Source organism: Yersinia sp. 2545 StPb PI (assembly GCF_052217125.1).
GTDB classification, from domain to species: Bacteria; Pseudomonadota; Gammaproteobacteria; order Enterobacterales; family Enterobacteriaceae; genus Yersinia; species Yersinia enterocolitica_E.
Genome location: NZ_JAZGPY010000001.1, coordinates 941,358 through 967,667, shown reverse-complemented (window position 1 = coordinate 967,667; position 26,310 = coordinate 941,358). Strand labels below are relative to the sequence as shown.

Genomic DNA, 26,310 nt, shown 5'->3' with positions numbered 1-26,310 from the left:
AGCATAACTCACTTATGACATATTTCCAGTGAACCGAGCCATTAGCGGGCAAATTATGAACAAAATGAGTCAAAATGAGACAGTTCCGAAGTAACCCAAAGGATGAGAACAACAGTATGAAAGCTTTTAATCCCACGGATTTTCGTCAGGAATTCCCGGCTATTAGTGATGAGATAACCTATCTGGACAGTGCGGCAACTGCGCTGAAACCCCGCGCCATGATTGAGGCGACACAACAGTTTTATCAGCAGGACTCCGCAACAGTACATCGCAGCCAACATCAATCAGCATTGTCATTGACGGTTCGTTTTGAGGAAACCCGCCAACAAGTGGCTGACTTTATCAATGCACCCGCAGCAGAAAATATCATTTGGACCAAAGGCACTACCGAAGCCATTAATTTAGTAGCACAAAGCTATGCCCGCCCTCGTCTGCAAACGGGTGATGAAATTATTGTCAGTGAAGCTGAACATCATGCCAACTTAATCCCCTGGCTTATGGTTGCAGAGCAGACAGGGGCCAGAATGGTTAAATTACCCATCGGCCTTGATCATCTCCCCGATTTACAGCAATTACCGCAATTGCTTAATGATAAAACACGCATATTGGCGCTGGGCCAAATGTCTAACGTCACGGGTGGTAGCCCCGAGTTAGCTCAGGCAATCGAACTTGCCCATCAATATAACTGTGTAGTGATGGTAGATGGGGCGCAAGGTGTTGTGCATAACCCGGCAGACGTTCAAGTGCTAGATATTGATTTTTACGCTTTCTCAGCCCACAAGCTTTATGGGCCGACCGGCATAGGCGTGCTGTACGGCAAGTCTGAATTACTCGACGAGATGCCAGCCTGGCACGGTGGCGGTAAAATGCTCACTCATGCTTCCTTCGGTGGATTTACGTCCCATGAGGTGCCATACCGTTTTGAGGCTGGTACGCCAAATATTGCTGGCGTCATTGGTTTCTCTGCCGTTCTTAGTTGGCTCGAACATATTGATCTGACAGAAGCAGAAACCTATAGCCAAGATTTAGCCACATTGGCAGAGAATAAACTGGCTAAATTACCGGGTTTTCGCAGCTTCCGTTGCCAGCAATCCAGTTTATTGGCGTTTACTTTCGATGGTGTGCACCATAGCGATTTAGTAACGTTATTGGCCGAACAGGGCATCGCACTGCGCGCCGGGCAACATTGCGCACAACCACTCATGGCAGCATTAGGGGTGAGTGGCAGCCTGCGTGCCTCATTCGCACCGTACAATACCGCGAACGATGTTGATATATTGTGTAACGCGATAGCTAAGGCTCTGGAACTATTGCAAGATTAAGAACTAACAGATAATAATTTCGCCCAATAACCACCGGTCTAATTGAGAAGATGATGATTGCCCCACACCCTTTTGGTCACGATATTACTGCTGCTAAACTGCTGGAGACATTCAGCGTTCATAAACAGTGGGAAGATCGTTATCGTCAGTTGATTTTGCTGGCAAAACAGCTTCCGTCATTGCCGGAGCCACTAAAACAGAATGAACTGGAGCTAACTGGATGTGAAAATCGAGTGTGGCTGGGGCATCAACGCCTGCCGGATGGTAGCTTACATTTTTATGGTGATAGCGAAGGCCGCATTGTTCGTGGATTACTGGCGGTTATTTTAACTGCGGTGGAGGGGAAAACCCCACAGCAGGTATTAGCAGAAGACCCATTGGCGCTGTTTGAGCAGTTAGGGCTACGCCAGCAGCTAAGCACCTCGCGCGCCAGCGGTTTACTGGCGCTGGCACAAGGTGTAAAGGCTATCGCCGCCCAATATATAGAGTAGGGGTTATTTCACCTGACGGGCTGCTTTCGCCATCATTTTTTTCAATGCATGGGACACAGCAACAAAACCAAAGGTCGCAGTAACCATGGTTACCGAGCCAAAACCTGAAGTACAGTCCATTTTTTTAGGTCCTTCCGCTGTACTGCGCGAAGCACAAACTGATCCATCAGCCTGGGGATAAACCAGTGGTTCGCTGGAAAAAACACAGTCGATCCCCAGTTTACCTTTGCTGTTTTTCACCACATTAAAGTCACTTTTCAACCTTTCACGTAGCTTAGCCGCCAGCGGATCCTGAATAGTTTTTGCCAGATCTACTACCTCAATACGTGTTGGATCGAACTGCCCACCTGCACCACCGGTGGTGACTACTGGGATTTTATAGCGGCGACAATAAGAGAGTAGTGCCGCCTTAGGCCGTACACTATCAATTGCATCAATGACATAGCTAAAATTGTTATTTAAAAGCTCCGCGACATTATCCGCAGTAATAAAATCATCAATACACGTCACGCGGCATTCAGGATTGATAGCCAGAATACGTTCCGCCATCACTTCGGTTTTAGCTTGGCCGACATTGTGCCGTAAGGCATGGATCTGACGATTAGTATTGGTTACGCAAACATCATCCATATCAATCAACGTAATCGCGCCGATACCAGTGCGCGCCAGCGCTTCCGCTGCCCATGAGCCGACACCGCCAATACCAATGACACAGATATGCGCCTGCGAAAACAGTTCCAGCGCCTGCTGCCCATATAGACGCGCTATGCCACCAAACCGCTGTTGGTAAGCTTCGGAAAAGGCTGTGTTCATCAATGTGTTACCTTAATTGCTTCGAAATGACGTTAATAATATCGATGATATGAAGACAAAAGCGGCCAATTGGCCGCCTGATAAAGAGTGAAACCGACCGTATACCGGCAATTGCAGGTAATAAGGAAGCTTACTGACCCTGATTATTTACCAGTAATGATGAACCATTACCCGCTGGCGCGACTGTTTTGCCACCTTGATAAGCGGTAAATAGCGGTCCGCTGCTTTGGGCATTTTTCAGTACCCAAACCCGACCATAATGATTGTAGTACCCAGCAGCCTGCCCAGCTTCATGGCCAATCCCCTGATAGATATCAAAGTGCTGACCTTTAATCGCACCACCAACATCCAATGCCACCATCAGGCGCATCTGATATTGACCCGTGAATTTGCCCTGATTATCCAGCAAAGGCACTTCAGCTAGTAATGTGGTGCCTGGCGGAATCAAGGAACGATCAGATGCAACTGACGCTTTGGCAATCAATGGAACCGCACTGGCCCCTTTCACCGGCGCGTACATTTCTGGTTTAAAGAACACAAAGGACGGATTCTGCTCTAAAAGCTCTCTGACCTCAGCTTCACTATGGGTTTCAGCCCAGTGGCGGATGGCTTGCATCGACATATCTGCTTTAGCGACTTCGCCACGATCAATCAGCACTTTGCCAATACTACGGTAAGCATGGCCATTTTTACCTGCATAACCGAAGAAGGTCAGTGGTCGCCCATCGCCATAATCAACATAGCCGCTGCCCTGTACTTCCATCATAAAGTTATCCACCAGCGAATTGGTGTATGCGATAACTAAACTGCGGTTATCCAATGCACCTGCATAGATAGCAGCGCGATCGGGTAAACGGCGCTTTCCTTTAGCAGGCATCCGATAAAGTGGGTGGCGGAATTCACCTTGTGGCGTATAACGGGCCTGAAGCACCGGAGTGTAGTAGCCAGTAAACTGTACGTTACCGAAATTATCGACCCCCTCCATCTGATAGGCATTCAAACCAAATAAACTTAGCTTGCTGGTATCGGCCCCTGCCAACATCCAGTTTTCGACCGCATTGAATGTATTACTATTGCGGTTATAGAGACCCGGTGAAGATTGGTTAATCACTTTCACCTGATCAGAATAATCTTTTGCGTTAACTGGCTTACCTGTTGCATTTGGTTCATTCACCAGTTCCAGTGATTGCTCCAGACGCCCATCCTTATATTGCTGCCCACGATCGGTTGGCCGCGATTGGCACCCCGCCAGAACAGCAATCATTATTCCACTTAGTAGGTATTTGCCCCAACGACTTGTCATTTCACGCCTTCTTTTACTCATTTTATCTACTGGCGAACGATAACAAACGCCTATAGATAAAGGAATCGGCAGGTGGAAAAAATCCTCCTGACCCCGTTATGGGGAAAAAGGAAACAGATAGTTGATAAATTAATCGAAAAAACCTATTTACCCTAATTAAGTGGCAAAAATACTTGCAACAGATCTCATCCAGAGTATAGTGCGCTCAATCGGACGCGGGGTGGAGCAGCCTGGTAGCTCGTCGGGCTCATAACCCGAAGGTCGTCGGTTCAAATCCGGCCCCCGCAACCAACCGATACTGGCTACCAGCAGTATCAAATGTCGTTCGATAGTCTTGAAAGTTAAGACGAATTAGGTAGAATAGTAGTGAGAAGCAAATAAAGTGTAGTGACGGACGCGGGGTGGAGCAGCCTGGTAGCTCGTCGGGCTCATAACCCGAAGGTCGTCGGTTCAAATCCGGCCCCCGCAACCAATTACACGACTAAGTAGTAAGATAGAAAATAGTATTAAGACGGACGCGGGGTGGAGCAGCCTGGTAGCTCGTCGGGCTCATAACCCGAAGGTCGTCGGTTCAAATCCGGCCCCCGCAACCAATTTTTAATCATTTTCATATAAACATCAGACACCCTCAAGGGTGTTTTTTTGTTTCTGGCTTTATACCCGTCATACTTCAAACCGCATGTGTGTTGGTTGCTTTCGTTCACCCGAATAATTGACTAACGTCAACTCAGCGGGATTATCTCAGTTGCCGCCTTCCTGCAACTCGAATTATTTAGGGTATATATCTCAATCAATAACAATGCCCTACGCGTTAAAGTCGGGCCATCGCCCCACCATTAGCAAAATAGGCTTTGATGCCAGCAAAAATAGATTCTGCGACTTGTTGCTGAAAACGGCTGGTACGTAGTTTGCGCTCTTCTTCCAGATTACTGATAAATGCTGTTTCAACCAAAATTGAAGGAATATCAGGTGCTTTCAATACAGCAAACCCCGCCTGATCGACACGGTTCTTATGCAGCGTATTAATCTTCCCCATGCGATTCAGCACTTCTTTACCAAACTTCAGGCTGTCATTAATCGTCGCCGTTTGCAGTAAATCAATCATGGTATGGTCCAGATAGCGATCACCACTTTTGCTAACCCCCCCAATCTGGTCGGCCTCATTCTGTGTCTGGGCCAGGAAACGCGCGGCGGTACTGGTTGCGCCCTTGGTTGATAGCGCAAAAACGGAGGAACCTCTGGCCGCCTGACTGGTAAATGCATCCGCATGAATTGAAATGAATAAATCTGCCCGCAGTTTGCGCGCCTTCGCTACCCGCACTTTCAACGGGATAAAAACATCTTCATTACGGGTCATAAACACCCGCATATTGGCTTCTTTTTGAATTAACGCCCGTAACCGACGGGCAATTTGTAGCACGATGTCTTTTTCACGGGTTTTATTTCTACCAATAGCACCGGGATCTTCTCCGCCGTGACCAGGATCCAGCATGATAACTATCGGTCTATCGCGCCCTGCTTTGCCTGCTTTTGGTGTCTCTGCGGGTAAGCTACGCTCCACGTCGCCTTTATTATAATCTTCCAATAATGCCAACAATGGATCGTCCTCAGCAGAGCTGTTGCCCTGAGCGGGATATAAATCCACTACTAAACGATTTCGAAATTCAGCAAAAGGTTTTAGAGTAAATAGCTGGGGGCTGATGCTCTGCTTCAACTCCAAAACCAAACGGACGGTATTTTTATCAAACTGCCCTACTCGGGCTTGCTTCAGATAAGGGTCACCGGACTGAACCTGATTAGTTATCTGTTTCAGGACGCTATTTAAATGTACCCCTTCAATATCAACCACAATACGATCAGGATTGGTAAGAGCGAACTGACGATACTTCAGCGGAGTATTGGATTCCAGCGTGACTCGGGTATAGGTTGAAGAGGGCCAAACCCGGACTGCAATAATATGTGAGGAAGCAGCAAATCCAACTCGACTAACACTCAGCATCCAAGCGCTCGCAGCACCTTGTAACAGACGACGACGCCCAGGATTATGATTTGAATCTGCCATGTAACTCCAAAGTAACTACCAAAATATGAATAAAAAGCGCACAAAAAAATTTATGTGCAAAAACTTTAACGAATCAATCCCACGCTGTCATTAGAAAAACATTTTTATGTTATTCAATTTATTAATACAGATACGCCATACATATGCATTTGATAGTAATTTGGTGCTTGCCATCTTGGTCAAAAAAGAATAAAAATACAAAAATACCGAATAAAAATTCAAAGAGGGTCTGCCGTGAAGGAACGTAGTACTGAACTGGTCCAGGGATTTCGCCACTCAGTTCCCTATATCAACGCGCACCGTGGCAAGACATTCGTTGTCATGTTGGGTGGCGAGGCGATTGAGCATGAAAACTTCGCGAATATCGTCAATGATATCGGTTTGTTGCATAGCCTTGGGATCAGGTTGGTCGTGGTATACGGTGCGCGCCCACAGATCGACAGCAATTTGGCACAGCATCATTACGAACCTATTTATCACAAGCATACCAGGGTAACAGATGCCCGAACTCTGGAAATGGTGAAACAAGCAGCCGGCCTATTGCAGTTGGATATCACTGCAAGACTATCAATGAGTCTCAATAATACCCCGCTACAAGGCGCGCATATTAATGTAGTCAGTGGCAACTTCATTATTGCTCAGCCGCTGGGGGTGGATGATGGTGTGGATTATTGTCATAGCGGGCGTATTCGTCGTATCGATGAAGAGGCAATTCACCGTCAATTAGATAATGGCGCAATCGTGTTACTAGGCCCGGTTGCTGTATCGGTGACCGGCGAGAGCTTTAATCTCACATCAGAAGAAGTTGCCACCCAGTTAGCTATCAAACTGAAAGCAGAAAAGATGATCGGTTTCTGTTCATCCCAAGGGGTGACTGACAGTGAAGGTGACATTATTTCAGAGCTGTTCCCAAATGATGCTCAAAAACGGATTGAAGATCTGGAACAAGAGGGTGATTACAACTCCGGTACGGTACGCTTCCTACGTGGTGCAGTGAAAGCTTGCCGTAGCGGTGTGCGCCGGAGCCATTTACTGAGTTATCAGGAGGATGGAGCGCTAGTCCAAGAGCTATTCTCCCGCGATGGTATCGGTACACAGATTGTTATGGAGAGTGCTGAACAAGTGCGCCGCGCTACCATCAATGATATTGGTGGCATACTTGAATTGATTCGCCCGCTGGAACAACAAGGCATTCTGGTGCGTCGTTCGCGGGAACAGCTTGAAATGGAAATCGACAAATTCACGATTATTGAACGGGATAATTTGACGATTGCCTGTGCAGCGCTCTATCCGTTCCCTGAAGAACAAATAGGTGAGATGGCCTGCGTGGCAGTACATCCTGACTATCGCAGCTCTTCTCGGGGAGAAATGCTATTAAAGCGCGTTGCTAATCAAGCGCGACAGATGGGGCTTAAAAAATTGTTTGTACTCACCACCCGCAGTATTCACTGGTTCCAAGAACGCGGTTTTACACCTGCCGAAGTAGAGGTTTTACCGATTCAGAAGCAGGAACTGTATAACTATCAGCGGCGCTCAAAGATTCTGTTGGCTGATTTGTAGCCGTATTGATTATAAATATTGCGACCAAATGCTTTATCAGGGTTTTATTTAATTTATTCCCAACATAATTAGCGTTATAGGGAGGCCGCAAGCAGCGGCCCCCCTTGCCAGACCAAGGAATGGTCCGTGTAACGTGTTCCTTGTGGCTTCAAGCAGCAGCGTATAACTCACGTCAATGCATTCAAACGATCCACTAACCCACTCAGACGAAGAGTCGGTGTGCGTATCGCATTGCCCAATATCGTATCGCTACAATACAGAGTTAAACGCTGGCGGGCGCGAGTGATCGCGGTATAAACCAATTCGCGCGTTAATACCGGCATAAAAGTATTCGGTAATACCAGGGCGGTATGTTCAAACTCTGATCCTTGCGACTTATGAACTGTCATGGCATAAGCCGTTTCATGGCTGGGAAGACGGCTGGGTTGCACCGATTTTATGTTGCCATCCGGCAACTGGAAATGCACCCGTAGCTCTCCTTCATCGTCATATAACGCGATACCAATATCGCCATTAAAGAGACCTAACGCACTGTCATTAAGCCCAATCATCACCGGCCGACCGGCATACCAACGCCCAGATGGGCCAGGTGCGCGCTCAATTAACCTCTTGCGATGCAACAACTGCTCAATCCGTTCATTCAAGCCACTGACACCAAATGGCCCACTTCGCAATGCACACAACAATTGATAACGACCAAATGCCACCAGCACATCCACAGCATGCGCACCTGTAGCTGCCAATTGGAGGTAATGCTGATAGCCCGCAACGCAATCCTCCAGCAACCGTTGGTAGTCATCTGAATCCGTCAGAGAAAAATGTTCAACATCTGAATAGGCCCCCTTTAATACTGATAATGCATCCCGATACTTGCCTGCATTAACCGCTAAAGCGAGCTGCCCGATACCCGATTTCTCATCAAACCGATAGCTCTTACGCAATAAACACAGGCTATCACGCACATTGACCGTATCCGTAGAGACTGATCCAATCGGTATATTTCCGGCCAATGTGCATCCTGTCAGCCGTGCTAACTGTTCTGCACGAGCCTTGCTATAACCCAACTCAGCAAAGCGACAAATATCCCCTAATACCGCCCCGGCCTCAACCGAAGCTAACTGATCTCGGTCCCCGAGGAAAATGACTTGAGCTTTAGCGGGCAAAGCGGCAATTAGCCGCGCCATCATGGGTAAATCCACCATAGACGCTTCATCTACCACCAGCACATCAAGATTTAGTGGATTACCTCGGTGATAACGCAAACGTTGACTGTTTGGTTGAGCACCTAATAAACGGTGCAGAGTGGATGCTTGATCTGGGAATAACTTGCGCTCGGCGTCTGTAAGTGTAAGTTGGCGGATGGCATTCCCCAATGACTCAGTCAGCCGCGCAGCGGCTTTACCCGTTGGGGCAGCAAGCTGGATACGTAAACGCTGCCCTTGGCTAAGCTGTATCAGCGCAGTTAATAGCTTGGCTACTGTGGTGGTTTTCCCCGTTCCCGGCCCACCAGAAATCACCGAGATACGGCGAGTAGCGGCTACTGCGGCGGCCACCTTTTGCCAGTCAATCTCCGTGTCTGATCGACCAAATAGGCGGTCCAGTGTCTCTGTTAATAGGCTTTCGTTAATCCCCCTGGCCTCATTAACGAATAAAGCGGTATTGTCACTGGCAATAAACCGCACCACATCACCCTCGTACTGCCACATCCGTTGGAGATACAAACGTTCATTTTGCAACACCAACGGCGTTGGTAATGAGCCATCACTGACCGCTGGAGAATTATTTAATCCTTGTATCCAACGCGACAGCTCTGGAGCACCAGCAGCCAGCCATAATGCTTGAGATAACCCAGCCTGCCGCCCACCAAACAGTTGTTCTGGTTGCAGATAACTTAATGGCAGGCACACATGCCCGGCTCCCGCCTCGGCGCTGAGAATAGCCGCCGCCAATTGCAGCATAGGCTCATCATCCCCTGCAATCATGCGAGAAAATTGAACATCCAGAGGGCGTAGTAAGTGGTCACGAACCGCTTGGTCCAGTAGAACCATCATCTTGATGAATCCTCATCTGCCTGAGCTGTACCACTTTCATGACCTGAAAGTAGAACGACCTCATTGCCACTGAATAAACAATCCATTCCTTCAATCAGCTCCTGTTCAGGGCGACAACTAAAGATACCATTACCCGGATGTTGTTTATCGACACCACGCAAGAAGAGATAAATGACACCCCCGAAGTCCCGTTGATAGTCATAATCGCCCAAGCGATGACGTAAATAACGGTGTAAAGCCAAGGTATAAAGCTGATATTGCAGATCATAACGATGCTCAGCCATCGCTTGGGCCATCAATTGTACGGTATAAGCACTACTGTCTTCTCCCAGCCAGTTAGATTTGTAATCTAATAAGTAATACTTACCCTGCCAGCAGAAAACCAAGTCAATAAAGCCCTTAAGCATCCCTCTGACTTGCTGAAAATCTAACACCGGACACTGACGTGAGAGCGGGTCATAATGCTTGATTAAGGCATCTAATTGATTAGCGCGTAACAAAGTATCGATAGGCAAATAAAACTGTAGTTCCGCCTGCTTACTCTCCGGCGTCAATCCCGCCAGAGTTACGCCCGCATCGTTAAGGGGGACTTGCATAATGTCACTTAGCCATTGATACAACATTGGCGACCATTGTTCACCAAAGCCCTGTTGCTGTAGTTGCTGCGCCAGCCAGTCTGGCTCAATAGGTTGGCTAAAATCTAATGGCTCAAGTAAATCATGCAGGAAAGTCCCCGGTGCCGCCCCCCGCGGGAAGGTATGGGGCGTTAAATCAGCTGCGGTGATGAGTGCCTGCTCACCGACGGCATCACTATCTAGCCGTGGCAATAGCTCCTGTAAAGGGAGATTCAGAACCTGCGATTTGGCACCATGCTGCTGTAGGCCGGAATAACTGGTAACCCGCCAAAAGTCGTGCATTTGTCGGTTAAACTGGCGCGCGGCGAGTTCTGGCAAAACTTCAGGCCGTGGCTGCCAAGCTGTAGCGTCAGGACGTTCCGCCAGTGAGACCGAAATATCACCGCCCGAAAATGTGGTTAGCTCCGCCAACTTATCCGCCAGATATTGCGCGTCGCCAGCTTGTCCATGTTGAACCAAATAGCCTAAAGCGCTAAGGTGCATGTCGCTTTCGCCCTGTTTTTTCCGCCCGCCTTTAATCAGCGGCGCAATACCGATACTGCAATGATAAACCGCGCGGGTCAGCGCAACGTAGAGTAACCGTAAGTCTTCTGCCAACCGCTCTTCTTCCGCCAAAGCCTGGCTCTCTTCATCAGCATTCAGATCAAGCAGAGCCTCAAAGCTATGACGATCGTGATATAGCACGTCCTGCTGCTGACGGAAATTGCCGACAAAAGGGAGCCAAACCAACGGATACTCCAACCCTTTTGATTTATGAATTGTAATCACCTGAACCAAATGGCGATCACTTTCCAAACGCAATTGTTGATTATCTGACTGATGATTTGGTTGTGCTATTTGTTGTGCCAGCCAACGGATTAGTGCGTGCTCACTATCAAGCTGTGATGCGGCCTCTTGTAATAACTCTCCCAAATGCAGTAAGTCTGTCAGCCGACGCTCCCCACCAGGGGTCGCCAACAAGTTTTCAGCTAAATGACGCTGTGCCATTATTTCTCGCAGCATAGGAAGCACACCACGGCGCTGCCAATGTTGGCGATAGCCATCGAATTCATCGACCAGAGAATCCCAAGCCCGTTCATCGTGATTCAATGCATCCAGCATCTGTGCATCCAACCCTAGCATCCCGGTAGCCATCGCACTGCGTAAGGCTCTTTCCTGCTCAGGGGCCAATGCAGCTTGCAATAACCACAATAGATCTTTGGCTTCTGCAGTATCAAAAACACTGTCGCGATTGGATAAGTAAACCGATGGAATAGCTAAGGCACTCAGTGCATCTCGAACCAGCGCAGCCTCTGCCCGGCTACGAACCAAAATAGTAATATCAGATGCCTGAACCGGCCTTGAGCCTGTCGTTGTCACTAATTGCGCCAGCCCATTCTGCCCATCCACCAGCCAGTCACGGATTTGACTGGCGCACTGCCTGGCCATCAATTGCTGGTATTCACTAACCCCAACCCCTTCACCCGGTTGCAGCCAAAAAGAGATGGCTGGCTGTTTTTTCCCTTTAATTTCAAAAGATAGACAGCTATTTTTTTCAGCCGCCGCCACCTTGACAAAAGGGATTTGTTCAAACAGAAAGGGAACCTCAACCGAACTAAAAAGCCTGTTTACTGATTGAACCATCGGGAAAGAGGAACGCCAATTGGTCTCTAACGTGTAGTGGGCACTTACTTCTGAACGAGCACGAATATAGGTAAAGATATCTGCGCCACGGAAAGCATAAATAGCCTGTTTAGGGTCGCCAATCAGTAATAAACCACACTCACCTTGGTTACCATAAAGCGTGTGGAAAATACGGTATTGCTGAGGATCGGTATCCTGAAACTCATCAATCATTGCAACTGGATAACGGGTACGAATAGATTGAGCTAACAACTCACCACCTGGCTGCTGTAATGCCACATCCAATTTACTGAGCAAGTCATCAAAACCCAATTCTGCCCGCTGCCGTTTCTCCTGCTGGACGGAAGTTCGTATCTCGCTAATTGCGCGGGCTAAAATCAAATCTCTTAGTGTCAAAGGTTGTTCGAAGATGCGGTCTATCGCACTGAACACCGAGTGTTGGGGGATCGCACCTTTTTTGGTTTTCTCAGATAATATCGATTGGCGAAACTTTTCTAGCTCTTTAGGTAACTGATAATCACCGGTTTCCTGCTCTGCCCATATAGCGACCTTTTCTAGCCAGTTAGGTAAATATCGGCTGCTATAGCTGCGCTTATCAACGCCAGATGCACTAATTAAAGCTTCCAACTCATGAGCCACCGCACGCCATTGCGCTTTGACAGCATCAATTTGCACAACTATTTGCTGATGCCGGCTGAGTATCGTTTCATCATCACCTGGTGCTTGCCGAAATTTTGGTGTTTCACCTTGTAAATAAGCAGCAAGGTCTTTGAGCAATGCCTCCGGCCCGCTCCATTCCTGGCTGACTGCGCGTGCAACAGCCAACGGAAGCGGATAGCAATGACGCCGCCAAAAATCGGCACAGGCCTGTCTGCGTAAGGGCTGTTCATCCTGAACCAATGTTTGTTCAAACAAGATGCCAGATTCAAAAGCATTGTTCGTCAGCATTCTCTGACAAAAACCGTGAATAGTATAAATTGCGGCTTCATCCATCTGACGCTCAGCAGTAAGTAACTGTGCTGCGGCCTCGCCCAGATCACTAATTTCAGTTAATAAAGCCTTATGCATTAGGTCATCACTGACTCCCCGTACGCAAGCAATACGCAACCCATGGATATTGTCGCGAATTCGCCCCCTCAACTCTTCAGTTGCCGCCTCAGTAAAGGTCACCACCAGGATTTCCTCTACTGTCAGGGGACGACTGAATGCTGCCTCCCCTCCCAAACCAAGCAGCAATCGCAGATAAAGAACCCCAATGGTAAAGGTCTTACCAGTACCGGCAGAGGCTTCAATCAGCCTCTCACCGTATAAGGGGAGCGTCAGCGGCTCCAGCCGCTGGGGAGTCATTGATGTCATGGAGCTAATACCTTCTGCGGCAGGGTAGCCTGCAAGGCAGATGTTGTCGGATAGGTCGTCCATCCTTTAAGCACCGCATATCCGCCAGCCGTTTGCCCCTGACCTTTAACTTGAGAAAGCAGTGCCAGACCTTGCGGTTTAATAACCGCTTGCTGGAAGAAATCAGCTAATACAGTGCTATTAAGTTGCTTCACCTGAGCAATCATTTTTTCGCGACTATCAAACGCAAAATTATTACGATTGAAATCATTACTGTAACGACTAGCCTCTTCATCCAGAGTTTGTGGTCGTTGCAGTAATTGGTTAATTAGCCCTTGTTTATATTGTTCAAAATCAGCAGGTTTCATTTCACGCAGGCGCTTTTCTGCCTGTGGATAGAAGGCAAGATAGCGTTGATAAAGGTAATCAGGTTGCTTGCTGTTACTTTGCAGCAAGAACCCCAAGCCCCACTGTCGGCCAACCGACATCGGGAAGGCAAATACTGCATAGCCGAGTTGCTCTTCGGTTCGTAATTGATCATAGAACCACGGTTGAACAATTTGCCCCAGCAAAGCACTACGCGCCATACCATCAATTTCCGTATAACCGGTTGGAACATAGACTGCCGCCAGCGCAGCATCAGAACTGCTGCCAAGCCGCTCCATATTGGCCAGTTGTGCCTTATCAACAACAACATCCTCGCCGGTCCACCAAGTAGTTCCCGTCAAAGCCAATTGTTTTTTCAACGATTCCGCCAGAGTGGTAACTTGCTGGGTAGTCATATTACCCACTGCCAATACTTCCAGCGCAGATTGCTTCAGCAAGCTATCACGATAAGTCAGCACATCTTGCACGCTGATAGTATCAAGCAATTTGCGCCGTTCGCTGCGTTCAGAATAAGGAACATGAGACAGCAATTTCGCTGGCTGAATCGCCAGTTCATAAGCTTTGCCTTTCTCAGCCACGTCCAACTGCTCGCGATACCAAGATTTAGCCTGCACTAATTGATCTTCTGTTGGCGTAAAACTGGAATAACCTTCAACCAGCGTGGTTAGCAATTGTGGCATCCGCTGTGTGAAGCCATTAGCACTGACATATAAACCGTTGTTAGGGGCGGTTGAGAAGCTGATTCCGCCGATCGAAGCCTGATAGCTCAGTTCATCCAGTGAAAGGCCGGCCAGATAATCAGTCAGGGCGAATAGTACCTGATGGCGGGCGGTATCCAACGCATGAGGATTGCGGAAAGCCAGCGCGATATCGGCTTTCGGTTCATCAGCAAAATACTGACTTGGCATGTAAAACACCCGTAACCCCGGTTGTTCCGCAACATTCTGTGGCCGGGTGATATTTTTATCTGCTTTGATCAGCGTAAAGTCATCTGGGATATAGGGGTTAAGTGCCGGTAGGCTCAGAGTGATATTCTCCCCAAGTTGTTGCCAGTCTTTCATCTCTTGTGGGCTAATTTTATTGACCTGATAAGGGGCATCAACAAAATAGGCCACTTTATTGTGAGGCTCTTCAGGGCTGACAAACCAGATCCGCGCATTCTCTGGCGTCATTTCAGCCAACCGGGCAGCAATGGCCTTGGGATCATAATGATCCGCCAGATAGGGCGCATCAAGCACATGTGCGACAGGTACTCGCAACATCATATCCACCAGCCACTCGATGTAATCCATATCTCGCGTGATTGAGGGATAACGGAAATCCAGATTTAAAACATGGGCTATCTCATCGAAATAGCTCTGTTTAATGCCGTCTTTTTGCAACATTTTGATGTAATCAAAGATAGCGGCCACCACGACGTCACGTTTGGCCAAACCTTTATCCGTAAGTGATACCGAAATAGAGAACACCCCACCATTACGGTCTACCATTGGATCGGCACCAGCATTAATAGCATCTGCCAGCCCCTGTTTTTGTAGCCAGTCGGACAACGTATCTTTACTGTGATTACCAATCAAATAGCTAACATAGGTATCTGTTTTGCTGCGAAATTCTTCGCTATTGTTCTCAATGCGAAAGTCTATTTTTAACTGTTTACGCGGTTGGGCTGGAACATAATGAATAATAATACCGGTTTGGTCCGGTGTTACAGCAGGTACCGTAATTGGAGGGACTTTTGCCTCCCGATTCGGAATCTGGCCAAAGGTATCAGCCGCTAATTGTGCCAACTGCTCCAGAGACTGATTGCTATACAGCACCCCCACCATCAAATTGGCAGAATAGTAACGATGATAAAAACTCAGCAGCTCATCATGTAATTTGCCATCAGGCTTGTCTTTCAGCGTATCAAGATTACCCCCCGAAAAACGCGCACTAGGGTGTGCTGGATTAAGCGTTTCAGCATTAACCTGCGCCATGCGCATCCCATCGCGCGAGCGGGCCATCGTCAATTCAGCATTGACCGCATTACGTTCACGATCAGCATTGATAGGGTCTAACAAAGGCTGTGCAATAGCATCGGCTAAACGCTCAACTGCCGGAGCTAATGCATCATTTTCAATTTCAAAATAAAAAGCGGTTCGATAAGAAGCCGTACTCGCATTATGGCTACCGCCATGTTTTTTCAGAAACTCGGCAAAACTGCCTGGTTCAGGAAAACGCGTAGAACCCATCAATAACATGTGTTCCAGATAATGAGCTAAACCCAACTGGTTATTGGGATCTTCCAATGATCCGACAGGCAACGCCAGTGCTGCCAAGGATTTAGGTGCTTGCGCATCAGAAACTAGCAATACCGTCATACCATTAGGCAACTTTATTGCCTGGTATTTACGCAGGTCATGTTCACTTTTGTGAATGGCTTCTGCCAGAGGTTGCCACGCAGGCGCAGCAGCCCAACTGAGAGGTGCCAGCAAACCTAATAAGAAAAATATACCCATGATGCGAGCAAACTGTTTATGCATTCCGTTTCTCCCCTAACCCCTTAAAAATTACCGCTTAAAGCCGCAGCCAACTTTCTGGTATTGATATGTATGAAAGCCTGGTTTGGCCATCAGCAGTTCTCACGCCTTATTATGGCGGGCAATCGGTAATAAATAACGTTCCGTTTCATGTAATATCTTGTCGAGATGTGGATTATCCATCAGGCGGAACACCCTTTGCACATAGCTATCCTCACCTTCACCTGCAACTCGCTGATCACCCTGCCAAACTTGTAAAAGTTTCATGCGGGCTTTAGTTTGTGTTTCTTCATCCCACAAAATCTGACCTGACTCGCGTTCAAAGCACTGGCTCAGCCATGCCCAACCACTTTTGCTCAGCAATAACAGTGGTTCACACATTCCTTGCTGATACCCACTGATTAACTGTTGTAAATAGTGATGAGCCTCATCACGGCCCAAAGAATCATAGCGCCATGCAGTTCCTTTGCGACCATACATCCGGCTTTGCCCATCACCTCCACCAGCACAATAGACCAGATGTTCAATCCATAATAAAAGCCCGTCTATCGCCGTTAATGCCGCGGGACGCCAACGAATTAATCCATCTTCCTGAACCTGATGAATCCAACCTGTAAGGGTGATGTCACCCAATTCGATATTTAGCTCAATGCTATGATGCTCAAGGCGCTCGCTACGAATCTGTTCAGCTAATGGCACCATTTCCTCTTGCTGGCTTTCCCAATAAAGCTCACCGAACGATCCATAAGGCAGGCTACCGGCCGCTCGAGCTCGGGTAAACACGCTATTGATGTCTCCCTCATCTATCAATGCATTCAGTAACTGAGTATTAAACTGATAGCGGTTGAGGTTATCTAAAGTAAATGGCTCTTCATCAGGTAATTCTGTTTCTTCAATAACAAAATTCACTCCTAGCCGGAGTTGGAAGAATGCCCTCACAGGGTGGCGATAGAAGCGGATTAACTCATCCAATGTAATTTCAGATAAAGGTTCAGGCGATAATGGCTGATTAAACTCTGGATGCGGTCGCCCTTTGGACTCAGCAGAGGGTAGCCATTCAGCAGCGTAACTCTGTAACTCGCTATGCTGAATAAAATTTTCTGCCGCAAAAGGCATCCGCGCATGCCAGCAGAGTAAGTGCTGAATCACCCGCTGAGCGCTCTCATCAGCATTGAGCATTTCGTCACCCGGTAAATGATAACTTTGTGAGATATATTCAATCAGTTCACTGACCAACACTGATGGATAACGCTTACTGTTATCCTGGATAGAGCGCCCGATATAGCTGATATAGAGCTGTTGCTGAGCCGAAAGTAGCGCTTCGAGGAACAGATAGCGGTCATCGTCACGGCGGCTACGGTCACCACGGCGAACCTGCTTTGCCATCAAATCAAATCCCAGCGGCGGCAGCGTTCGTGGGTAAACGCCATCGTTCATCCCCAATAAGCAAACAACTTTAAATGGGATCGAGCGCATAGGCATTAGAGTACAGAAGTTGATTGGCCCGGCAAGGAAACGCTGGCTGATGCGCTCATTATCCAAGCGCGAAGCCAGTTCATCCCGTAACAGATTAAGTGGCACCACATCGGGATATTGGGCAGCAATACCATAGCTGATAACCTTCTGCCACTGTTGTTCAATCAGCACCAACACCGCTTCAGTGTCATTATCGGGTTCAAAGAAGGTATCCAATAATTGGCGGCACAGGGGTAACCATTCGCTGAGTGCTCGGGGTTCACTTAATTGCTGCCGCCATTGGCTTAGTTGCATCAACATATCTGCCAATTGCCCAGCGAGTTCAGCAGCTAAGCCACTCGACTCATCATATGGCAGAACACCCTGCCAATCTCCGGCGGTGCTATCCATGGCATAACCCAGCAACATGCGGGTGATACCAAAGTGCCAGGTATGCTGACCCGTCGCGGGTAAGGAGAGTTCCCGTACATTGTCATCATCCAGCCCCCAACGAATACCCGATTCCCCCACCCATTGCCGTAAGCGGCGCAAGCCATCTTCAGTAATACCAAACTTACTGGCTAAAGCAGGTACCTCCAACAGCGCCAACACTTGTTCAGAGGTGAAACGGCTTTGGGGGAGATCAAGTAAGGTAATAAAAGCCTGTAGCGCCGGATGGGCCTGACTGGCTTTACGGTCAGAAATCGCAAACGGCAGATAGCGCTCCCCTGTCGCATTACCAAATGTGGCCTGAATATAAGGGGTATAGCTGTCAATATCGGCAACCATCACAATGACATCGCGTGGAGTAAGTTCAGGATTAGTTGAGAATAAATTCAATAGGTTATCTTGCAAAACCTCAACTTCTCGCTGAGGACTATGGCAAACATGCAGGCTAAGAGATCGATCACTGAGATCTAATCGACGCTTTTGGTCGCTACGCGCTAAGGATTCCGCCGTGATGCCAATAATTGCGTGGTCTTCCAGCTCCAACATATCGTGCTGAATACCATGTAGTAGATTGTCAGGGTCAATATCAACAAAAGCGTGGACCTCTTGAATATCATCAACCTGAGATAATAAATACATATGATCCCGCCCGAGCCGCCCCCACGAGGCTAATAATGGGTTACTGAGTTCTTGTTCACCATTCGCATTAAAGAGCTGTTCAGCCTGCTCTGGCTGGCGGAACAGATTGACTTCAATTGATTCGCGATAATGTCTACGTTTGCGGCTTTGCAATTTAGCCAAAAAAGCATAATCCTGAATATCGCCCCAAAAATAGCGGCAAGGATTCGTAAACATCAGATGAATATCAATATGTTTACCCAGCGCTTGTAGAGCTTGTAAATAGATAGGAGGTAATGCCGATATGCCGCAAATAAATACCCGCTTGGGTAACCCAACGGGGCAGACATTCGCTTCAAGCAGGGTGCGGATAAACCGCTGGTAGAGATTGGCACGGTGCCATTCGGGCTGTTCCAATTGGCGGGTATAATTGGTCAGTTCCACCCACAACTTGGCTTGCCACAGTTGAGCATCGTCCAGATTGTCAATGAGTTGGCCCCGTTCCCAACTGGCAAGCCATTCAGGACGATACACTAAATATTGGTCGAAAAGGTCAGCAACCCGTGCTGCAAGTTGATGGATTTTGCGCTTATCATTATCGTCACTTAAATAGCGTTTCATGGGAGAAAATACCGGGCTTTCCAGTAAGTCTGGCAGCAACCACATAAGTTTCCATGTCATGGCGTCTTTGCTAAATGCGCTTTCTTTTGGGATTCCGAGCAAAACACGGGTAAACATATCCCAGATAAAGGTTGCGGGCAGCGGAAACTCAATATTAGCTGCAATACTAAATTGTTGTGCCAGTTGCATTTGTAACCATTGTGCCATTCCTGGGCTTTGAACTAGCACCACTTCTTGCTGGAAAGGGTTATCCAACGGCTCTCGTTCTATCAGCGCAGTCGTTAGCGCTTTGAGTAAATCTAATTGATTAGAATGATAAACCGTGAACATGATTACTCCCTTAAGGCACTATGGAAAATAGCCATAAGTGATTAAACCAGTTTATTATCACTTGTGGGTAAATCCTGAGGCTTAATACTCTAACTTGATAATGAATGAGCGCAATAGGTTATCTCTATTATAAGACCGATATAGTCGCTCATCTGTATACCTCGGCGGTTCATCAATCAGGGTCCCCTTGTTTGCCGCCTCAGCAACGTCGTATCTATGGGGGATAACTATGCCGTTAGCCACTTCCATTCGTAGAGCAAAACCAACGGGTTAACTCTGCTGACAGGTTTTTCCGTACCGCAAGAGTGAAATTAAGCTCGGCGCATTCCCCTTCAATTCGGCTAATGGACTGACGATATAACCAGTTAGGTTTCATTCCCGATATGAATCCCCTATCAGGTCTAGCCTCCCCTGCACTGTCAATATGTTGATGAAGCAGAAACCAAGCCTGACGCTGTTGCCACACAGAAGAGAAACCCTGTAAAAGAGTCTGATGGTATTGCAACAACCCCAGTAACGAGACAGAGAAAAACAGTGCCGCAATTAAGGCTTCAGGCAGGCTAAACCCTCGTTGGTTGCGAGGATCGCATTGGTCACTCCGTTTCATCAACAAGCACCTATTGCAGCATTTTAGTAATCGCAAAACTGTGCATCCTTATCAGGACAGAAATCCAACCAGCCATGAGCTGCCTTAACCAGTTGATAGTGACCCACAGACCCTTTGCCAATATTCAGCATGACCCGTTGATATAGCATCAAGGGTGGCTGTGAACCGATGAGGTAACTCTCCCCTCTGAGAATAAAAAAACCGCTTAGTGATGCTGGTTTAACACAGGCCTTTAAGCCATATTGCTGCTGCTGAATGCAATACCATGTTGAACCTGTCCGCCATGGCAAACTGAACGACCAATCCTGACGTATCCCCCAGTTCAGTGATGATGTTGCCTGATTAAAAGCACGTAAATAGTGCTGTTCTTCAGATGTAATCTGTTGAATATTATCCAATTGACGGTGTAGTGCTGACAGCAGAAATAAACCAAGAGCGAAAAGTGTAGCGACGGCTGCCAATGTACTGGTCCCCCGTTGATGATTCAGCTTCATAGATTGTTCCCGCGTATCGTATAAGTAAGCTGATGATGGATTACCGGATTACCTGTTTTTTGCCCCGCTAATTGCACCCGATAAACCTGATTTGATGTTTGCTGAGGTAACCGACTAATAGAAAAATGGGTTATCGTTATCTCTTGTGGATCAAGCAGCTTTTCCCACCCACGGCCAGCGCAATTCAGTTCACCACGTTGGCCCTCTAATGCTTTATTACGCAGGCGGTAGCCAAAGTATTCGGACTCCTGATGTTTCTCCCCTTCCCATCGACCATTTCGATTGAGATCGTAAGCAACTATCAGACACGAATTTGTCGCTTCTGCGGGATAATGATGGGTTGTAACCGCTTTTCCCTGACACTCGCCATGGCAAAATCCTGCACGCCGCAGATCTTTTTCTAGCACAACCATAACCTGACTCAGTGCCAACTCCAGATAATAGCGCTGCTGCAAAATTGATATTTGTTTGCGTAGCTTAGGGAAAACCTCTGCGGCACCAAGCATAATCAAACTACCAATGCTCAATGCCAACATCATTTCCGGTAGCGTAAAACCTGTTATACGTTTCCGCCCAGAACAGGCCGATGCTGGCATACTTTTGACCATTATTAGCATATATGAATACCTGACATTGGCTGGCCCTCACTACACAGTCTTAAGCGCCCTCGACTGGAAATAACTAACCGGATAGACCCTGCCGGGTTACTGAGCATGATATTTCCTGCCTGTGCCGTATTCCTCACACCAAAGAAGCCCATCTCTTTTTGCAATGAAGTCGCAATAGCGACATCTGGGTAAGGTGGAATAAACACGCCGTCGGTAAGTGCCGAACAGCGAGCCGTAGGTTTATCACCACTTCCCAGGCACCCCTGGCCATTCTGCTGTATCCACAGCAATTCTGTGTCATTGCGACGATTAGCCTGTGCTTGTAAGTGTGTTAAGAAGGCGAGTAACTGACGAGCACTGTCTGCGAGCCGTTCCCGCTGCCGGTAATGATGCCAACTTTGCGCCCCCCAAAGTGCTGTTATACCCACTAATACAATCACCAGCAGCAATTCAATCAGGCTGATACCTTTTTGTTTTTTAAGAGAATTCCTACGATCCAGGTAAGTTTTCGTTAATCTTATATTGGTGTCCATGGCGTAAGTTTACGTGGCTGAAATTTGAGGTCGAGTGACGAATTATCAGGGCTGGAAACGGTGCGCAAAATTTTATCTACGACGACATAAATGCAGAAAAGAGTGCGGCGCAGCTCGCATTTTTATTGCAGGAAGGATGCTGGTAGCAAAGAAAAGGGTTTGACGAAAATATACCCAATAGCTTTCCAGATGCAGGGAGGCAACAAGCAGAGGCAAGAGCTGGATATGGGAATGGGAATGGGAATGGACCGAGTAAACAGGAGCAGCCCCCTGAAACTTGAAAGGTGACGGGTATAAAACCGGAGCCATTGCGGCTCCGGTCTAAAGATTAGATAGCAATCGGCGCTTTAATTCCTGGGTGAGGATCGTACCCCTCAATTTCAAAATCCTCAAAACGGTAATCAAACAAAGAGTCAGGTTTCCGTTTGATAATCAGTTTCGGCAATGCACGTGGCTCACGGCTTAATTGCAGATTTGTCTGCTCAATATGGTTGCTGTACAAGTGTGTATCCCCCCCTGTCCAGACAAAATCACCCACTTCCAAATCGCATTGCTGCGCCATCATATGTACCAGTAACGCATAGCTGGCAATGTTAAATGGCAAGCCGAGGAATACATCACAAGAGCGCTGATACAGTTGACAAGAAAGCTTGCCATCTGCCACGTAGAACTGGAAGAAAGCATGGCACGGCGCCAGTGCCATTTGCTCCAGTTCACCCACATTCCATGCTGAGACGATGATACGGCGTGAATCGGGATCCTGCTTAAGCTGTTTTACCACGTTGCCGAGTTGGTCAATCTTACGACCATCTGCAGCCCCCCAAGCCCGCCATTGCTTGCCGTAAACCGGGCCAAGGTCGCCGTTTTCGTCAGCCCATTCATCCCAGATTGAGACATTATTTTCCTTCAAATAGCCAATATTAGTATCGCCATTAAGGAACCATAACAGCTCATGGATGATGGAGCGCAAATGGCAGCGCTTAGTGGTTACCAGTGGGAAACCGTCTTGTAAATTGAAACGCATCTGATGCCCGAAAATCGACACAGTACCGGTACCGGTACGGTCAGCTTTTGGAGTGCCTTCTTCCAGCACTTTTTTCATCAAATCCAGATACTGTTTCATGTTACCTCACGAAAGTTGTTGCGCAGGACGACGATACGCCCAAATCATCATAATGATACCGGCCAGAATCATAGGTACAGAGAGTATCTGCCCCATGCTGATCACGCCATCGAACAAGCCGAGTTGAGCATCTGGCTGGCGGAAACACTCCACAATAATACGGAACGCACCATAACCAATCAGGAATAGGCCAGAAACACTGCCCATAGGACGCGGCTTACGGATAAATAGGTTCAGGATGATAAATAACACCACCCCTTCAAGAATCATTTCATACAGTTGCGAAGGATGACGCGGCAGTACACCGTATTGATTGAATATCGCCTGCCATTTCGCCGGGTCAGCAGCAACGATGGCGATATCTTCGCCACGAGAGGTTGGGAATAACATCGCCCACGGGGTATCGGTAGTCACACGGCCCCACAACTCGCCGTTGATAAAATTACCGAGCCGGCCCGCGCCTAAACCAAATGGAATAAGGGGAGCAATAAAGTCAGCGACCTGGAAGAAATTGCGTTTAGTGCGGCGGGCAAACCACAACATCACGCAGATGACACCAATCAAACCGCCATGGAATGACATACCGCCATCCCATACCTTAAACAGGTACAGTGGATTATCGAGGAACATCGGCAGGTTATAAAACAGCACATAACCGACACGGCCACCGACAAATACCCCGAGGAACCCCGCATACAGCAGGTTTTCGACTTCTTCTTTGGTCCAGCCACTACCCGGTTTATTTGCCCGACGAACCGCCAACCACATGGCGAAGACAAAACCCACCAGATACATTAAACCGTACCAATGAAGGGAAACCGGGCCAATGGAAAAAATGACCGGATCAAATTTAGGAAACGCCAGATAGCTATTGCTCATCTATCACCACGAAATGTCTCATATTTTGAGAAAATTAATGTTCTTGCCCGGTTAGGGCTACAGGTTGCGCATAATAGCATAGGCTTAGGCCGGTCTGGGCTGCACCAAACAGAAAAGTTCTGTAAACAACACAACCCCAGAAAGTGAATGTCACTCGCAAACAAACCAAAAAGCCTTGGAATAGTCGCCAGTGACTGGCACTAACAACGCTATAGCGCCAAGGGCCAACGGGATACGCTTACTTCCCGCCGCGGATCAAGCCGCCTAAGCCCCTGCGTTCCATAAACGCGGCTGTTAAATGACGCACATCAGTGGTCATTTGGGCGCTCAATACTCGTTCGGCCAATGCTGCCGCATCTGCTAAATCGATATTGCGCAGCAGGTATTTAATTCGTGCCACACTGCGACCGTTCATACTGAGATTGCGATAACCCAGCCCGACCAGCAACAATGCGCCCATCGGGTCACCCGCCATTTCACCACAAAGGCTCACCTGCAAACCCGCTTGTGTCGCCTGCGTCAAAATATGGCTAAGCACCTGTAGCATCGCCGGATGCAGGCTGTCATACAGCGACGCAACGCGAGTATTATTGCGATCTACTGCCAGCAAATATTGGGTCAGATCATTGGTGCCAACTGAGATAAAATCTACTCGCGACTTGAGGTAGGGCAGCATAAAGATCATCGCGGGTACTTCTATCATTACCCCCAATTTAGGCTGTGGCAATTTATAGCCCAAGACTTCTTGAACCTCACGCCCAGCACGATCGATCAGGCGTTTAGCTTCATCGACTTCTTCCAGGCTGGTGATCATTGGCAATAGAATACCCAAATTACCGGTTCCGGCATTGGCACGCAGCATCGCTCGAACCTGGATCAAGAAGATCTCTGGCTGATCGAGCGTTACACGGATCCCGCGCCAACCCAGGCATGGGTTTTCTTCGCTGATGGGCATGTAGGGCAACTGTTTATCGGCACCGATATCCAAGGTACGTAACGTGACGGGTTTGTTGGGATAAAGCTGTAACATGCCTTGATATTGCGCAACTTGTTCCTCTTCCGATGGGAAGCCGCTTTGCAACATAAAAGGGATTTCAGTGCGGTATAGACCAACACCATCAACCCGCCCACCCAGCAATTGCTCATGTTCCGGGCTAAGACCCGCATTCAGCATCACCTGAATCCGCTCACCACTTTTCAGGGCCGCAGGTTGTTCGACATCGTCTTCAGCCAGCTTGCTGAGCTCAATCTCTTCAGTAACCAGCCGCTGATACTCTTTGACCAGTACCGGTTCGGGATCAACCAGCACCTCACCACGGTAGCCATCAACAATCAATAGCCGCTGGTTCAGCAAAGCAGGCTGGATATCAGCGCCCATCACCGTTGGGATGCCCATGGCGCGCACTAAAATCGCGGCATGCGAGTTAGCGGCACCATCACGCACCACCACCCCCGCCAGACGATCTTGTGGCACCTCGGCTAATAGAGTGGCGGTTAACTCATCGGCAACCAGGATAAAACGCTCAGGCCATTGGCTGGCCCCAGAGGTGCTATCATCGAGGTGGAACAACAAGCGCTGACCTAATGCCCGCAGGTCACTGGCTCGCTCACGCATATAGGTGTCTTGCAGGCTGGCAAATTGGGCGGCAAATTGTTCAACCACTTGTTTAACGGCCCATTCAGCCACCGAACCGGCGTCAATTTGCGCGAAAAGCTCACGCTTCAGGCGAGCATCATTTAACAGGTGCGAATAGAGATCGAAAATTGCCGCGCTCTCTTTTTGTGAGCTGGCAGCAAAACGCTTACTGAAGCGACGGAATTCTGCCGCAGCCTCTTCCAATGCCTGAGTCAGGCGTTCACGCTCCTGAACAGTATCGAGCGTTGAGGCCTCATAAACCAAATCAAGGGACGGTTGTGAAGTATCCTGCCAACCTTCCGCCACTGCCACGCCAGGAGCCGCCGCCAGCGCGCGGATTCGTGTTTGACGATATTGGCCAAAAATCGCATTCAGTTGCGATTGGGAGAGGATCCCCGCCAGTTGTGTGGCCAGCGTAACCATGAACGACTCTTCGCTCTCATCAAACTGGCGATGCTCGCGCTGCTGTACCACCAATACACCCAGCAACTGTCGACGATAAATAATAGGTACCCCGAGAAACGCCCGGAAGCGATCCTCTTTAACTTGTGGTACATATTTAAAACTGGGATGACTCTGAGCATCGGCCAGGTTAATGGGTTCGGCCAAACGCCCCACCAGCCCGACGATACCTTCGTCAAAAGCCAGCGTAATGGTGCGACCACGGGGCTTTTTCAAACCCCGTGTCGCCATCAGGTAGTAACAACGGCGGTCATTATCTGCCAGATATATCGAGCAGACTTCCGTGTCCATCGCCAGACAGGTTTCATTGACCAACAGCTCTAACGCATCCGTCAGGCTGGTTGCCATCGCCACTTTCTCAACTATTTCTCGCAAACGCATGAGCATGATCGG

17 protein-coding genes and 3 tRNA genes are annotated in these 26,310 nt (G+C 48.2%); 6 read left to right on the top strand and 14 right to left on the bottom strand.

The window, feature by feature from the left end; all coding sequences use genetic code 11:
• Window positions 1-116 precede the first annotated feature (116 nt).
• Entirely contained in the window at window positions 117-1,322 is a 1,206-nt protein-coding gene (gene csdA / locus V1955_RS04190) for a cysteine desulfurase CsdA (RefSeq protein WP_193784868.1), read from the top strand.
• A 50-nt stretch (window positions 1,323-1,372) separates the two neighbouring features.
• Window positions 1,373-1,813: a cysteine desulfurase sulfur acceptor subunit CsdE gene (csdE, locus tag V1955_RS04185; RefSeq protein WP_083162892.1), complete on the top strand. Its 441-nt coding sequence runs from the start codon at window positions 1,373-1,375 to the stop codon at window positions 1,811-1,813.
• 3 nt (window positions 1,814-1,816) lie between these two features.
• On the opposite strand, the gene tcdA is transcribed toward csdE, so the two are convergent.
• Both tcdA and mltA read right to left on the bottom strand, forming a co-directional pair.
• A complete protein-coding gene (gene tcdA, locus V1955_RS04180; RefSeq protein WP_442820574.1) occupies window positions 1,817-2,626 on the bottom strand; it encodes a tRNA cyclic N6-threonylcarbamoyladenosine(37) synthase TcdA in 810 nt (269 codons plus the stop codon).
• A 130-nt stretch (window positions 2,627-2,756) separates the two neighbouring features.
• A complete protein-coding gene (mltA, locus tag V1955_RS04175) occupies window positions 2,757-3,929 on the bottom strand; it encodes a murein transglycosylase A (RefSeq protein WP_083162888.1) in 1,173 nt (390 codons plus the stop codon).
• Between the two features lie 214 nt (window positions 3,930-4,143).
• On the opposite strand from mltA, the gene V1955_RS04170 reads away from it, so the two are divergent.
• The 3 genes from V1955_RS04170 to V1955_RS04160 all read left to right on the top strand — a co-directional run bounded on the left by V1955_RS04170 (window position 4,144) and on the right by V1955_RS04160 (window position 4,522).
• Window positions 4,144-4,220, top strand: a tRNA-Met gene (locus V1955_RS04170).
• 104 nt (window positions 4,221-4,324) lie between these two features.
• Window positions 4,325-4,401, top strand: a tRNA-Met gene (locus V1955_RS04165).
• 44 nt (window positions 4,402-4,445) lie between these two features.
• Window positions 4,446-4,522 (top strand) — tRNA-Met (locus V1955_RS04160).
• Between the two features lie 218 nt (window positions 4,523-4,740).
• Here the strand turns inward: V1955_RS04160 and amiC are convergent.
• Window positions 4,741-5,991 (bottom strand): N-acetylmuramoyl-L-alanine amidase AmiC, encoded by a 1,251-nt coding sequence (gene amiC, locus V1955_RS04155; protein WP_372559781.1) that lies wholly within the window; start codon window positions 5,989-5,991, stop codon window positions 4,741-4,743.
• Window positions 5,992-6,225: 234 nt separating this feature from the next.
• On the opposite strand from amiC, the gene argA reads away from it, so the two are divergent.
• Window positions 6,226-7,551 carry an amino-acid N-acetyltransferase gene (argA, locus tag V1955_RS04150; RefSeq protein WP_083162886.1) on the top strand — a complete coding sequence of 442 codons (1,326 nt, stop codon included), beginning with the start codon at window positions 6,226-6,228 and terminating at the stop codon, window positions 7,549-7,551.
• 167 nt (window positions 7,552-7,718) lie between these two features.
• Here the strand turns inward: argA and recD are convergent, their stop codons facing one another.
• The 11 genes from recD to ptsP form a co-directional block, all read right to left on the bottom strand.
• Window positions 7,719-9,599: an exodeoxyribonuclease V subunit alpha gene (recD, locus tag V1955_RS04145; protein WP_442821418.1), complete on the bottom strand. Its 1,881-nt coding sequence runs from the start codon at window positions 9,597-9,599 to the stop codon at window positions 7,719-7,721.
• Complete coding sequence (recB, locus tag V1955_RS04140; protein WP_420073033.1) at window positions 9,599-13,216, bottom strand: exodeoxyribonuclease V subunit beta; 3,618 nt, start codon at window positions 13,214-13,216, stop codon at window positions 9,599-9,601. The genes recD and recB overlap by 1 nt, the downstream gene beginning before the upstream one ends.
• Window positions 13,213-16,104 carry a pitrilysin gene (ptrA, locus tag V1955_RS04135; RefSeq protein WP_442820573.1) on the bottom strand — a complete coding sequence of 964 codons (2,892 nt, stop codon included), beginning with the start codon at window positions 16,102-16,104 and terminating at the stop codon, window positions 13,213-13,215. The genes recB and ptrA overlap by 4 nt, the downstream gene beginning before the upstream one ends.
• A 99-nt stretch (window positions 16,105-16,203) precedes the next feature.
• Entirely contained in the window at window positions 16,204-19,575 is a 3,372-nt protein-coding gene (gene recC / locus V1955_RS04130; RefSeq protein ID WP_442820572.1) for an exodeoxyribonuclease V subunit gamma, read from the bottom strand.
• 235 nt (window positions 19,576-19,810) lie between these two features.
• Window positions 19,811-20,182 (bottom strand): prepilin-type N-terminal cleavage/methylation domain-containing protein, encoded by a 372-nt coding sequence (locus V1955_RS04125; protein WP_083162876.1) that lies wholly within the window; start codon window positions 20,180-20,182, stop codon window positions 19,811-19,813.
• A 23-nt stretch (window positions 20,183-20,205) separates the two neighbouring features.
• A complete protein-coding gene (locus V1955_RS04120) occupies window positions 20,206-20,676 on the bottom strand; it encodes a YgdB family protein (RefSeq protein ID WP_442820571.1) in 471 nt (156 codons plus the stop codon).
• On the bottom strand, window positions 20,673-21,293 hold the full coding sequence (locus V1955_RS04115) for a prepilin peptidase-dependent protein (protein ID WP_420073029.1): 621 nt from the start codon (window positions 21,291-21,293) through the stop codon (window positions 20,673-20,675). Before V1955_RS04115 ends, V1955_RS04120 begins: the two co-directional genes overlap by 4 nt.
• Window positions 21,287-21,817: a prepilin peptidase-dependent protein gene (locus V1955_RS04110; protein WP_442820570.1), complete on the bottom strand. Its 531-nt coding sequence runs from the start codon at window positions 21,815-21,817 to the stop codon at window positions 21,287-21,289. Before V1955_RS04110 ends, V1955_RS04115 begins: the two co-directional genes overlap by 7 nt.
• Window positions 21,818-22,145: 328 nt before the next feature.
• Window positions 22,146-22,940: a thymidylate synthase gene (thyA, locus tag V1955_RS04105; RefSeq protein ID WP_442820569.1), complete on the bottom strand. Its 795-nt coding sequence runs from the start codon at window positions 22,938-22,940 to the stop codon at window positions 22,146-22,148.
• Window positions 22,941-22,946: 6 nt separating this feature from the next.
• Window positions 22,947-23,819 (bottom strand): prolipoprotein diacylglyceryl transferase, encoded by an 873-nt coding sequence (lgt, locus tag V1955_RS04100; protein ID WP_083162866.1) that lies wholly within the window; start codon window positions 23,817-23,819, stop codon window positions 22,947-22,949.
• 238 nt (window positions 23,820-24,057) lie between these two features.
• Window positions 24,058-26,304: a phosphoenolpyruvate--protein phosphotransferase gene (gene ptsP / locus V1955_RS04095; protein WP_083162864.1), complete on the bottom strand. Its 2,247-nt coding sequence runs from the start codon at window positions 26,302-26,304 to the stop codon at window positions 24,058-24,060.
• Window positions 26,305-26,310: the final 6 nt, after the last annotated feature.